This window comes from Paraburkholderia nemoris (assembly GCF_905221015.1).
GTDB lineage: Bacteria > Pseudomonadota > Gammaproteobacteria > Burkholderiales > Burkholderiaceae > Paraburkholderia > Paraburkholderia nemoris.
Window position 1 is genome coordinate 1 of sequence record NZ_CAJNBO010000017.1, and the last position, 12,549, is coordinate 12,549.

At 61.6% G+C, this 12,549-nt stretch carries 8 protein-coding genes; all 8 read right to left on the reverse strand.

Annotated elements, in window-relative coordinates:
- Window positions 1-256: 256 nt before the first annotated feature.
- Window positions 257-3,571, reverse strand: a complete 3,315-nt coding sequence (locus KHO33_RS24895; RefSeq protein ID WP_200565649.1) for an efflux RND transporter permease subunit — start codon at window positions 3,569-3,571, stop codon at window positions 257-259.
- Window positions 3,572-3,574: 3 nt separating this feature from the next.
- Window positions 3,575-6,697, reverse strand: a complete 3,123-nt coding sequence (locus KHO33_RS24900; RefSeq protein WP_054039951.1) for an MdtB/MuxB family multidrug efflux RND transporter permease subunit — start codon at window positions 6,695-6,697, stop codon at window positions 3,575-3,577.
- Window positions 6,698-6,715: 18 nt separating this feature from the next.
- Window positions 6,716-8,143, reverse strand: coding sequence for an MdtA/MuxA family multidrug efflux RND transporter periplasmic adaptor subunit (locus tag KHO33_RS24905; RefSeq protein ID WP_200565650.1), 1,428 nt, complete (start codon window positions 8,141-8,143; stop codon window positions 6,716-6,718).
- Window positions 8,144-8,518: 375 nt separating this feature from the next.
- Window positions 8,519-9,355 carry an IclR family transcriptional regulator gene (locus KHO33_RS24910; protein ID WP_054039953.1) on the reverse strand — a complete coding sequence of 279 codons (837 nt, stop codon included), beginning with the start codon at window positions 9,353-9,355 and terminating at the stop codon, window positions 8,519-8,521.
- Window positions 9,356-10,349: 994 nt separating this feature from the next.
- Window positions 10,350-10,679, reverse strand: coding sequence for a hypothetical protein (locus KHO33_RS24915; RefSeq protein WP_054039954.1), 330 nt, complete (start codon window positions 10,677-10,679; stop codon window positions 10,350-10,352).
- A gap of 408 nt (window positions 10,680-11,087) precedes the next feature.
- Window positions 11,088-11,375 carry a hypothetical protein gene (locus KHO33_RS24920; protein WP_200565651.1) on the reverse strand — a complete coding sequence of 96 codons (288 nt, stop codon included), beginning with the start codon at window positions 11,373-11,375 and terminating at the stop codon, window positions 11,088-11,090.
- Window positions 11,376-11,802: 427 nt separating this feature from the next.
- The gene (locus KHO33_RS24925; RefSeq protein WP_172737807.1) at window positions 11,803-11,970 is read right to left on the reverse strand and encodes a hypothetical protein; all 168 of its coding nucleotides are present in this window, start codon (window positions 11,968-11,970) and stop codon (window positions 11,803-11,805) included.
- A 94-nt stretch (window positions 11,971-12,064) separates the two neighbouring features.
- A complete protein-coding gene (locus tag KHO33_RS24930; RefSeq protein ID WP_054039958.1) occupies window positions 12,065-12,538 on the reverse strand; it encodes a PRC-barrel domain-containing protein in 474 nt (157 codons plus the stop codon).
- Window positions 12,539-12,549 lie beyond the last annotated feature (11 nt).

Below are 12,549 nucleotides of genomic sequence, written 5' to 3' on the forward strand. Positions count from 1 at the left end.
AAGGTCGCCGCGCAACTGAACGGTCGACCCCGTCAGACCTTGCAATTTATGAGCCCTGCCGAGAAACTGGCGGAAACGTTGGGTGTTGCGCTGACCGGTTGAATCCGCCGCCGCTTTCTTTGCTTATCTTTCTTTGCGGCGGCAAAGAAAGTAAGTGCCGCCCCGCACAGGGGCAACGCTAATAGACCACTAACAATGCAAGGAAAGGCACCAAGGCCAGAGCCACGAACAACAAGCGCCGCGAAGGCAAAAAAACTCAAGACGCTGCCACTCCAGCCCGCCGCCCCTTGCGGCCCTCCCACCGAACCCGAATCCGATCCATATAAAGATAAACCACGGGAGTGGTATACAAAGTCAGCATCTGACTAACAATCAACCCACCCACAATAGCAATCCCCAGCGGAGCCCGAAGCTCCGCCCCTTCACCACTTCCAAAAGCCAGCGGCAACGCGCCAAGCAGCGCGGCACAAGTCGTCATCATGATCGGCCGAAACCGCAACATACAAGCCTGATAAATCGCATCCTGCGACGACAACCCCTGCCGGGAGGCCTCAATGGCAAAGTCCACCATCATGATCGCGTTCTTCTTCACGATGCCGATCAGCAAGATCACCCCGATCAACGCAATGATGCTGAACTCAGTCTTGAACAGAAGCAAAGCCAGCAACGCCCCCACGCCCGCGGAGGGCAGGGTCGACAAAATCGTCAGCGGGTGGATATAGCTCTCGTACAACATCCCCAGCACGATATACACCGCCGCCAACGCGGCCAGAATCAGGATCGGCTGGTCGGACATCGACTGCTGGAACGCCTGGGCCGTACCCTGGAAGCTGCCGTGGATCGTTCCCGGCATGCCGATCTGCGCCATCGTGTCGTAAATCGCCTGCGTCGCGGTCGATAAGGACACGCCCGGCGGCAGATTGAACGAAATCGTCGAGGCCACGAACTGGCTCTGGTGATTCACCGACAACGGCGTATTCCCCGGCCCGAAGCTCGCGATCGCCGACAACGGCACCATCGTTTCCTTCGAGGTCGACACGGCCGCCCCCGACGAAGCACTCGACTTGCCGCTCGCCGCAATCGAATTGATCGCCTGGTTGCGCGCGGAATCGGCAGCAATGCTCGCCACGCTTGACGCAGTCGTGCCCGCGGTGCCGCCCGTCGTCGCGCTCGTACTCGCCGTAGCGGTTGTCTGCGAGGTCACCGTGCCGGCCGGCGCGTTGGTGGTCTGCGCACCGCTCGCGCTGCCGCCCGAGGTGCTGACGTAAATCTGTTTCAGCATGTCCGGGCTTTGCCAGTACTTCGGCGCCACTTCCATCACAACGTGATACTGGTTCAGCGGGTTGTAAATCGTCGAGACCTGGCGCTGGCCGAACGCGTCGTACAAGGTGTTATCGATCTGCGCCGGCTTGATGCCGAGGCGCGCGGCAGTCGCGCGGTCGATCGTCACCATCGCCTCGAGGCCGCCTTGCTGCTGGTCGGAGTTCACGTCGGCGAGTTCGGGGCGCGCCTGCAGCGCCTCGGTGAGCTTCGGTCCCCACAGATACAGGTCAGGCGTCGAATCGGCCAGCAGCGTGAACTGATACTGTGCGTTCGATTGCCGGCCGCCTACGCGAATGTCCTGCACCGCTTGCAGGAAAGTCCGCGCGCCGGCCACGTCGCCGAGTGGGGCGCGCAGTTGCTGGATCACCTGGTCGGCGGAGAGCTTGCGCTCGCTCTTCGGCTTCAGCGAAACGAACATGAAACCGGAGTTGGTCTGCCGGCCGCCGGTGAAACCCGCCACGCTGTCCACCGCAGGGTTCTTGCCGACGATCTCCATCATCTCCGAGAACTTGCCTTTCATCGCCTGGAACGACGTGCTCTGGTCGGCCTGGATGCCGCCGACCAGCCGGCCGGTGTCCTGCTGCGGAAAGAAGCCCTTCGGCACGATGATGTACAGCCAGATGTTCAGTCCAATGGTCGCGAGCAGAATCATCACGATCAGGCGCGGATGCCGCAGCGCCCAGCCAAGGGTGCGCTCATAACCGCGATGCATCGACATGAAGCCGCGTTCGAGCCAGAGGCCGAAACGTCCTTCTTCCTTTTTCTCATGCGGCTCGCGCAGGAGGCGCGAACACATCATCGGCGTCAAGGTGAGCGAGACGATCAGCGACACGCCGATCGCGAGCGACAGCGTCAGCGCGAACTCGCGGAACAGCCGGCCGACAATGCCGCCCATCAGCAGAATCGGCAGGAACACGGCGACCAGCGAGATACTGATCGACAGCACCGTGAAGCCGACTTCGCGCGCGCCGAGGAATGCGGCCTTCATGCGTGGCACGCCATTCTCGATATGCCGTGAGATGTTCTCCAGCACCACGATCGCATCGTCGACCACGAAGCCGGTCGCGATCGTTAGTGCCATCAGCGAGAGGTTGTCGATCGAAAAGCCCAGCATATACATCGCGCCGAACGTGCCGATGATCGAGATCGGCACGGCCACGCTCGGAATCAGCGTGGCGCGCCAGTTGCGCAGGAACAGGAACACCACCATCACCACCAGCGCTACCGCGATCATCAGCGTGCGCTCGGTGTCTTTCAGCGACGCGCGGATCGTCGTGGAGCGGTCGGCGGCGGGCGCGATGTCGACGTCGGCGGGCAGCGACGCGTGCAATTGCGGCAGCATCCCCATCACGCGGTCGATGGTGTCGATAATGTTCGCGCCGGGCTGGCGGTACAGAATCACCAGCACCGAACGCTTGCCGTTGAAGAGGCCCAGGTTGCGCAGGTCTTCGACCGAGTCCACCACTTCGGCGACGTCGGACAGCTTCACCGCCGCGCCATTACGGTACGCGATGACCAGATCCTTATACTGCGACGCCTTGCTCGCCTGGTCGTTGGTGTAGATCTGCACGCGGTTCGGGCCGAATTCGATCGAGCCTTTCGGGCTGTTCGCATTAGCCGCGGCGAGCGCCGCGCGCACGTCTTCGAGACCGATGCCGTAGTGGGACAGGGCATTCGGTTCAAGTTCGACACGCACAGCCGGATTCGCCGAACCACTCACATCCACTTCGCCGACGCCGTCCACCTGCGAGAGCGACTGCTGCAACACGGTGGCCGCCGAGTCGTACAACTGGCCGGCGGTCAGCGTCTTCGACGTGAGCGCGAGAATCAGGATCGGCGCGTCGGCCGGATTCACCTTGTGGTACGTCGGGTTGCTGCGCAAGCTCGCCGGCAGATCGGCGCGCGCGGCGTTGATGGCCGCTTGCACGTCGCGCGCGGCGCCGTCGATGTCGCGGTTCAGACCGAACTGCAGCGTAATGCGCGTCGAGCCGACCGAGCTCTGCGAGGTCATTTCGGTGACGTCGGCGATCGAGCCGAGATGCCGTTCGAGCGGACTCGCGACGCTGGTCGCGACCGTGTCCGGGCTCGCGCCCGGCAGCGTCGCCTGCACCGAAATGGTCGGGAAATCGACCTGTGGCAGCGGCGCGACCGGCAGCTTGGTGAACGCAAAAATACCGGACAGCGCGATGCCGATCGCCAGCAGCGTGGTGGCGACCGGGCGGGAGATAAACGGACGCGACAGGTTCATCGCTCAAGTCCCTGCATCGGTGGCGGGCGGCACAGGCTTGCCGCGATTGAAGCGTTCACGCGCGCGGCGGGCGAGCGAGTCGAAGCCGAGATAGATCACCGGCGTGGTGAACAGCGTGAGCAACTGGCTGACGATCAAACCGCCGGCAATCGCGATACCGAGCGGGCGGCGCAATTCCGAGCCGGCGCCGGTGCCGAGCATCAGCGGCAGGGCGCCGAGCAGGGCGGCAAGTGTGGTCATCAGGATCGGCCGGAAGCGCAGCAGACACGCCTGATAGATGGCTTCGCGCGGCGGCTTGCCTTCCTCGCGCTCGGCGTAGAGCGCGAAGTCGATCATCATGATGGCGTTCTTCTTCACGATACCGATCAGCAGCACGATACCGATGATGCCGATGATGTCGAGATCGTGCCCGGTGATCAGCAGCGCGAGCAGGGCGCCGACGCCGGCCGACGGCAGCGTCGACAGAATCGTGATCGGGTGGATGAAGCTCTCGTACAGCACGCCGAGCACGATATACATCGTGACGATTGCCGCCAGGATCAGGAACAGTTCGTTCGACAGCGACGCCTGGAACGCCAGCGCCGCGCCCTGGAAGCGCGTCTGGAACGACGCCGGCAGCCCGACATCCTTCTCCGCCTGATCGATTGCTTTCACCGCCGCGCCGAGCGATGAACCGGGCGCGAGGTTGAACGAAACGGTGGTGGCCGGGAACTGGCTCAAGTGTGTGACGAGCAGCGGCGCCGGTTTCTCGATGAACTTCGCGATCGACGACAGCGGCACCTGGCCGCCCGACGAAGTGGAAGAGGGCAGGTAGATCGATTTCAGCGACTCGGTGTAGTGCTGCATCTGCGGCTGCGCTTCCAGAATCACGCGGTACTGGTTCGATTGCGTGAAGATGGTCGAGATGATGCGCTGGCCGAATGCGTCATACAGCGCGCTATCCACGGTGGCCGGCGTGATGCCGTAACGCGACGCCGTGGCGCGGTCGATTTCGATGTAGACCGACTGGCCGTTGTCCTGCAAGTCGGTGGCCACGTCCGCGAGTTCCGGCGACTGCTTCAGCCGGTCGACCAGCTTCGGCACCCACGTGGTGAATTCGCTGATGTTCGGATCGGTCAGCATGAACTGGTACTGCGTCGGGCTGACCGTGGAATCGATCGTCAGATCCTGCACCGGCTGCATGTACAGCGAGGCGCCCGGAATATGCGCGACGTCCTGCTGCAACTGGCGGATCACGTCGCTCGCGGTGTTGCTGCGGTCGTCGCGCGGCTTCAGGTTGATCAGCATGCGGCCGCTGTTCAACGTGATGTTGCTGCCGTCCACGCCGATAAACGAGGTGAGGCTTTCCACGTCCGGGTTCTTCAGGATCTGCGCCGCGAGTTCCTGCTGACGTTCAGCCATCGACGCATACGACACCGACTGCGGCGCCTGCGTGATCGCCTGGATCACGCCGGTATCCTGCACCGGGAAGAAACCCTTCGGAATGTACACGTACAGCACGCCGGTCAGCACGAGCGTGAGCACCGCGACGAATAGCGTGGAGCGTTGCCGGTTCAACACCCAGGTAAGTGCGACCGCATAGCGGGCGATCACCCAGTCGATAAACTGGTGGGCCTTCGCTTCGAAACGATGGCTTTCATGCGGCGGTGTGTGGCGCAGGAGTTTCGCGCACATCATCGGCACGAGCGTGAGCGAGACGATCGCCGAAATCACGATCGTCACGGCCAGCGTGATCGCGAATTCGTGGAACAGGCGTCCCACCACGTCGCCCATGAAGAGCAGCGGAATCAGCACGGCGATTAGCGAAACCGTCAGCGAAATAATCGTGAAGCCGATCTGTTTCGAGCCCTTCAACGCGGCTTCCAGCGGCGATTCGCCTTCTTCGACATAGCGCGCGATGTTCTCGATCATCACGATCGCATCGTCCACCACGAAGCCGGTCGCGATGGTCAACGCCATCAGCGACAGGTTATCCAGCGAGAACCCGCACAGGTACATCACCGCGAGCGTGCCGATCAGCGAGAGCGGCACCGACAGACTCGGAATGATGGTCGCGTAGACGTTGGCGAGGAACAGGTACATCACCAGCACCACCAGCACGACCGACATCAGCAATTCGAACTGCACGTCGCGCACGGAGGCGCGGATCGTGGTGGTGCGGTCGGTGACGATCTCCACGTCGAGCGCGGCGGGCAGCGACTGTTGCAGTTGCGGCAGCAGCGCCTTGATGCTGTCGACCACCTGGATCACGTTCGCGCCCGGCTGGCGCTGCACGTTCAGGATGATCGCCGGCGTGTTGTTGACCCATGCGCCGAGCTTGGTGTTCTCCGCGCCCTGCACGATGTTGGCGACGTCCGTCAGCATGACCGGACGGCCGCCCTTGTATGCGACCACGGCGCTCTTGTAAGCCTCCGCGTCGGTCAGTTGGTCGTTCGCGTTGATCGTGTAGTTGCGCGTCGGGCCGTCGAAGTTGCCCTTCGGCGTGTTGACGTTCAGGTTCGAAATCGTGGTGCGCAAGTCGTCCAGATTCAGACCATACGCGGCGAGCGCGCGTGGGTTCGCCTGAATCCGTACGGCCGGGCGTTGACCGCCAGACAGGCTCACCAGACCCACACCCGCGACCTGCGAGATCTTCTGCGCGAGACGCGTGTCGGCCAGGTCCTGTACCTGCGTGAGCGGCATCGTCTTCGAGGTGATCGCGAGCGTGATGATCGGCGCGTCGGCAGGATTGACCTTCGCGTAGATCGGTGGCGCGGGCAGGTCGGACGGCAGCAGGTTGCCCGCGGCGTTGATCGCCGCCTGGACTTCCTGCTCGGCGATGTCGAGCGGCAGATCGAGGCTGAATTGCAGCGTGATGATCGACGAGCCGGCCGAGCTTTGCGACGACATCTGATTCAACGACGGCATCTGCCCGAACTGGCGTTCGAGCGGCGCAGTGACCGACGAGGTCATCACGTCCGGGCTCGCGCCCGGATAGAAGGTCTGCACCTGGATCGTCGGATAGTCGACCTCGGGCAGCGCGGAAAGCGGCAGAAAGCGCAGCGCGACGAGACCGACCAGCATGATCGCCGCCATCAGCAGCGCGGTGCCGACGGGACGCAGAATAAAGGCGCGGGATGGATTCATGCGATAGTTGCCGTGCCTTTATTCCGAGGCTTGCGCCGCGTGTTTGCGATGATGTCCATGCGCGCCGGATGCGCCCGAAGCGGCAGCCGCGCCGCTTGCACCGCTCGCACCACGCGCGCCTGAAGCGCCGCGCGGCCGGTCGGCCGGAATCGTGATCTTGGCGCCTTCCTTCAGCCGGTCCGAACCGTCGATCACGACGCGCTCGCCGACCTGCAGGCCGGATTTGATGCTGGTGCGTTCGCCGTCCACTGGACCGATCTTGACCGGACGCACGGTCACCGTGTTGTCCGGCTTCACGACATACACGAACTGACCCATCGAGCCGTTCAAGACTGCCGGCGTGGGTACGATCACGGCGTCCTTGATCGTGTCCACGAGCAGGCGCGTATTCACGAACTGATTCGGGAACAGCACGTTCTTCTCGTTCTGGAAGACTGCGCGCAGTTTGACCGTGCCGGTCGTGGTGTCGATCTGGTTATCCAGGGTTTCGAGCGAGCCGCCTTCGAGGGACGTTGTGTTGCTGCGGTCGTATGCGGTGACCGAGAGCTTAGCGCCCGTTTGGGTCTGCTGGAGGATCTGCTGCAGGTTGTCTTCGGAGGTCGTGAAGATCACGCTGATCGGCTGCAACTGCGTAATCACGACGATGCCGTTGGTCAGGCTCGGCGTCACGTAGTTGCCCGGATCGACCTGGCGCAAACCGACGCGCCCCGACACCGGCGCCGTGATGCGCGCATAGACGAGGTCGAGCTTGAAGGTATCGATGTTTGCCTGGTCGGACTTCACCGTGCCTTCATACTGCCGCACGAGCGAGGCCTGCGTATCGACCTGCTGGCTGGCGATCGAGTCTTGCGAGAGTAGAGTCTGATAACGCTTCAGGTCGAGGCGGGCAGTTTGCAGCAGCGCCTGGTCACGCGCGAGGGTGCCTTGCGCGTTCTCCAGGGAGATCTGGTAGGGGCGCGGGTCGATCTGGGCGAGCACGTCGCCCTTCTTGACCATTTGACCTTCCTTGAAATACACGTCCTGCAGCACGCCGCTCAACTGCGGTAGCACGGTGACGTTGGCGAGCGGCGTGACCGTGCCGAGCGCGGTCAGCACGACCGGCATCTCACCTTGTGTGGCGGTCGCCACGTGAACCGGCTGCGGCATGTTGGAGAGGCCGCCAGCGCCACCACGGCCCGCGCGGCCGCCGCTCGCGCCGCTTGCACCGGCAGCTCCGCTCGCGCCGCCGCCGGGGCCGCCCCACGGATGCCAGCGCCACAACACGATCCCGAGGATGACCAGCGCCGCCACGATCAGCGCGATGTTGCGCCCGCGATGGCTTTTTGCTGCGACCGGTGAGTTGCCGGGACCGCCGACAGGTTTCCCGGTGGTGGACGGTTGCGAACCGGGTTGAGAAGCCGGGGCGGCAGGGCGTGAAGTTTCCGAATGCTTTTGTTGTTCGTCCATCGGTTCGGTCTGGTGGCTGGCTTTGATGTGAGCCGCTCGTGCGCTTGTACCGCTTCAAGAGTTCAGCGGACCGGCACGCAGGCGGCATGACAGGCGGTTTCGACAGCGGACGCGCCGCAAATGTTCAGCGCGATGCTACCCGAGGCGCGGGACAAAGATGTTAACGCATTGCGGCATCATGACAGGTCGGCGGGACGTTATCGAAGGGCGATAGCGGCAAGCCGGGCGAGCGCCCGCGACGGGAATGCGTGATCCTACGTCGCGGGCTCTGTAACAGTCCACCCGTGTATTTTTCTTTTGATTACGAAGGTTACAGTGCGAGTGGAGGGCGGCTGGGAAATACCGTGGCCGCCGACCGATGATCGCCCGCGCGTTTCAGTTGTCGAGGCGGCGCCCAGGCGTACCGCCGATCTCGAGAACGATCTTGCTGATGCATTCGAGCAGGGCCGGCGCCGCGCGCGAGATCAGCCAGTCGCGTGGACACTGATCCGCGGAGCCGCCGCAATTGACGGCGTAGCGTTCGCCCGAGGGGCCGGTGAATCCGGATGCGATCGCGTTCAGACCGTCGTACCATTCGCCCGTGGCGATCGCGAAGCCTTGTTCCGCGGTTTCCCGTAGTGCGCTTGTCAGGCGGCTGCTGACATGGCCCCAGTCGTCGCCTTCGGCGGCTTGCAGGCCGATCAGCAATTTTTCCCGTTCGGGTTCGGCAAGCGCTGACAGATAGGCGCGGCCGACTGCAGTGCGGCTGAGGTTCATGCGCGAGCCGATTTCGAGGCGCGATACCAGCACCGCCGAACGCGGCCGGATTGCGTCGATGACCACCATGTCGAGGCGGTCGCGTACGGCCAGATGCACGGATAATGCGGTGCGTTCGGCGAGTTCGATAAGGAAGGGGCGCGCCCGGGCCCGGATGTCGAAGTTGCGCAAAAAGCCGTTGCTCAACTCCAGGACCGACGAAGTCAGCACGAATCGCTCGCTGTCGGGCAAGCGGAACAGGAAGCCTGCGCCGACGAGCGTGGCGGTAATGCGCGACACGGTGGGTTTCGGAATGCCAGTCAGCTCGGTCAACTCGCGGTTGCTGAGCGGCGCATCGGCGGCGGCGATCGAGCGCAGCACGGTCAAACCACGTGCCAGCGCGGTGACTTCCTCGCCCGAGCCGTCTTTGTCTTTGGCTGGGCCTGCGGCAGTTCGGGAGGACGTGGGTCGGGTCATATCGTTTTTATGGAACTATATTTCAGTTTTCTGTTCGCTTGCCTGTCAGCAACCGTTCCGCCGAGGTGCGGCAGAAGCCCCAAAATGGGGCATGAATTCCATTTTTCGTCAGAAGATTCATTGTATCGGAATATTTTGCCGAGACGAATGAGACCTCTTTAGATTTTGCTTGACTTAGTCAGCATAACCATAAAAAATGGAATCTCATTTCGAAAGACGGTTTCAGGTTCTGCATTTTGAAATTCTGAACCAACCGTGGTCCGCGGAGTGTCTGGTCGACTACCTCTAACAGTCTCCCGTAGCAGTCCACGCAGTGTCTGTGTCGAGCCCGGCATTCAACATCGCGCGCCCGTCCAACTTTCGAATACCGTCTCTCAGGTTCTAGCACGGCCCTCGGAATGGCTAGAACTTTTTAAGGCGTCACGGAAACGTGACGCCTTTTTTTTCGTCCTATGGCGACACAACAAAATTCGCCCTACCGCGGGTTTCCTTGTCGGCATCAAACCAGCAATGGCCAGGTTTCTACGCCTGCCATCAGCGCCAATGCGTCCAAGGTATCGAGCGTTGCTGCGACCGTCCTGCTTTCAATTTTGCTGTGGTACGTACGTCATCCTGCCGCGTCTACTCGAAGCGAATGCGAGAAATCGGGTTGCTCTGTGGCCAACTTCCGCTTGTTGGCAGTCTGCGGGAACACGCACCAACTGCCGTCATCATGCTTGAAGAAGAACAGCGTGTGCGTTCCAGATTGCGACGCGGTTTCGATGCACACGTATCGTCGGCCACCCAATCTGGTGCGGCTGAAAACGGTCACACGAACTGGCGTCGCGGGCGTCGGCGCGAGCCATTTTTCGACCTGACAACGCAGGGATTGGCCATTCGTGCTCTTCATATCGCTCTCCAGCAAGTCTGAAGGCCACCAAAGTCAGATAGAACGCAGACCACCGACGCCAGCGCCGGCCTGACTTTGGGCCGTCGCCGACGTTAGCGATAGGCGTTATTGCCCGATTTGCCGGCTCACATGGTTTTCCTGCTGGTTCAGCGCGTAGTCTTCGCGCCTGGTAATGTGGCTGCCGTTCTGACTCGCCATGTCGCGCTCTTCCTGGCGAATCTGATGGTCATCGCGATGCAGCCTCGCCGCCTGGGCGCGGGACATCTCACCCTCTCGTACTTCCTGATGGATGCGACGGTCCTGGTTCACGAGGCGATGGTTGACCTCGGCGCGGCGTGGGTGCGTGGCATCCCAGTTCGTTTGCGCCGACGCGGTGCCCACGAATGACAGGGCGAGTGCTGCGGCAGCAGCGATTTTGTAGGCAGCGTTGTGCATGGTCGTCTCCGATTCAGTTGAAGGGACGGTTTCTGGCCGTTCAACTGCTTAACGTTCCGGACGACCACGATGCTGACCGCTCACTTGTGAGTTCTGAAACCGAATATTTCGTGACGACTGGGCTGCGGGAAATCATGCGAACGCAGGGAGATGTTTCAATCTACACGTCTCGTTACACACAAAAACACCGGTAATCTGCCGGCTCAATATAGTGCGCTCACAACTGACAAGTGAGGCGTGTATGAAAAGAGTTTTTGTGCTGATGCTGATGGCCGTATGTCTTGGTAGCGCGCTGGGCGGCTGCATTGTGGTGCCAGCAGGCGGCTACTATCACCGCTATTAAACCGCAGGCAAAGCGGGCGGCGCATGAACAGAAGGCAGATGCGCCGCCGGCAATCCTGAACGGTCTTATTGAACAGTCTTTGTTGGCATGCCGTTGTCTTCAGGGTGCATAGCGGACATGCCCATGCCGCCCGTGGTGTCCGCGGTCTTGCTCATGTCACCGGGAACCCGGTTCCACGGGCTCGATACGGGCTCGCTGTGGTACGTCATCCCTGCCGTCGCGGCACCGTGAGCGCCGCCGCTGCCGTTTCCGCCGTTGCCATTCCCTCCGGCCTGCGCAAACGTTGCAGCGCACGCGCAAAGCGACGCAACAGCTAGACGCGCGAACAGCGCGTTCATCGTCAACTTTTCCATGGTATTTCTCCGGTGATATCGGCATGCGTTTGCAGCGCCGAAGTCTCATAGACCGCTCAAGGCTGACTGGTTGCGTAGCGGCGACGCGCAAGCAGCTACCCGAGTCTGAACAGAACAGCTATTTGCTGAGTCCAGATGTGAGGTATGTGATTCAGTCGCGGTTCGACGCGGAAAATGACAGCGCTGCGAATGCTCCGTTCGTCGGATTGCCATGCGTAATTGCGCGGCCTTGACTGCATATACGGGGAATACCTGCGCCTGGATTCAAAAATGAACTGCAGTATGGCCGTGCTCGGCGCACTGGTGATGGAGCTCCCATTTGACATCGCGAATGCACTGGCTTTCGCTCTTATTTCCGATACGCTCTTTGCTCCCTGTTAATGGAAACGTCATTTGAGGGAGTGTCTCGTGATGAAGTCGATTGCTATTATTCCGGCTCGTCCTCGTCAACTTCTTCGCCATCCTCCGACTCAATCCGGGTGGTTCCACCCGTCGCTGGAGGGTCGCTGGCAGGGAAGGTGTCTTCAATAGTCTTATCGACATCCTCCTCAGACTTTTCACTCGCGGGCTTCTGTTCCTTCGGGCTGGTGGCCATGTGTATCTCCGGTTGCGTTGGGCATGATTTGATGCCTATGCCACCGCAATGGGGCGCGCGGCGGCATAGGCGCTACAGCGGTACCGTTTGGGTTTCAGTGTTCGCTCGGCCGGAGAGCAGGGTCACTTTCCACCGCCTCGCGGGTCGCTGACCAGTACGGCGCCCGGTTGTAGTAGCTATATGTCGACTCTCCCCACTTCGCATCCGCCATCATCGGCCAGTGGTCCTTGTCAAATCCAGGGTCCTCCTTGAGGCGCTGCGCGGCAATGTCGACGACGAAGCATTTCTCTTCCGTATCAAGAGTCAATGCGCTCCACGGGATGGCATGCAGGGTAGAACCCATTCCAAGGAAACCTCCCTCAGAAAGTACCGCATAGGCAATGCGGCCGTTCCTGACGTCAAGCATGATGTCTGAAATTTTTCCCACGTGTTCGCCATCAGATGACATGACCTTGTTCCCATCGAGCGTTGCTGCGGCCATGATGTCCGGCCCTGGTCCTTCGCCCATGCCACCGCCGACGATGTCAGCTCCGCGTTGGGTGTCGCCTTGCGGGTTAATTGAGCCCATGATTCACCTCC

Excerpts from the sequence above, each read along its gene's own strand:
- KHO33_RS24920 (WP_200565651.1), bottom strand. The coding sequence starts at position 11,375 with ATGGAAAAGTTGACGATGAACGCGCTGTTCGCGCGTCTAGCTGTTGCG.
- KHO33_RS24910 (WP_054039953.1), bottom strand. The coding sequence starts at position 9,355 with ATGACCCGACCCACGTCCTCCCGAACTGCCGCAGGCCCAGCCAAAGAC.
- KHO33_RS24925 (WP_172737807.1), bottom strand. The coding sequence starts at position 11,970 with ATGGCCACCAGCCCGAAGGAACAGAAGCCCGCGAGTGAAAAGTCTGAG.
- KHO33_RS24905 (WP_200565650.1), bottom strand. The coding sequence starts at position 8,143 with ATGGACGAACAACAAAAGCATTCGGAAACTTCACGCCCTGCCGCCCCG.
- KHO33_RS24900 (WP_054039951.1), bottom strand. The coding sequence starts at position 6,697 with ATGAATCCATCCCGCGCCTTTATTCTGCGTCCCGTCGGCACCGCGCTG.
- KHO33_RS24930 (WP_054039958.1), bottom strand. The coding sequence starts at position 12,538 with ATGGGCTCAATTAACCCGCAAGGCGACACCCAACGCGGAGCTGACATC.
- KHO33_RS24895 (WP_200565649.1), bottom strand. The coding sequence starts at position 3,571 with ATGAACCTGTCGCGTCCGTTTATCTCCCGCCCGGTCGCCACCACGCTG.
- KHO33_RS24915 (WP_054039954.1), bottom strand. The coding sequence starts at position 10,679 with ATGCACAACGCTGCCTACAAAATCGCTGCTGCCGCAGCACTCGCCCTG.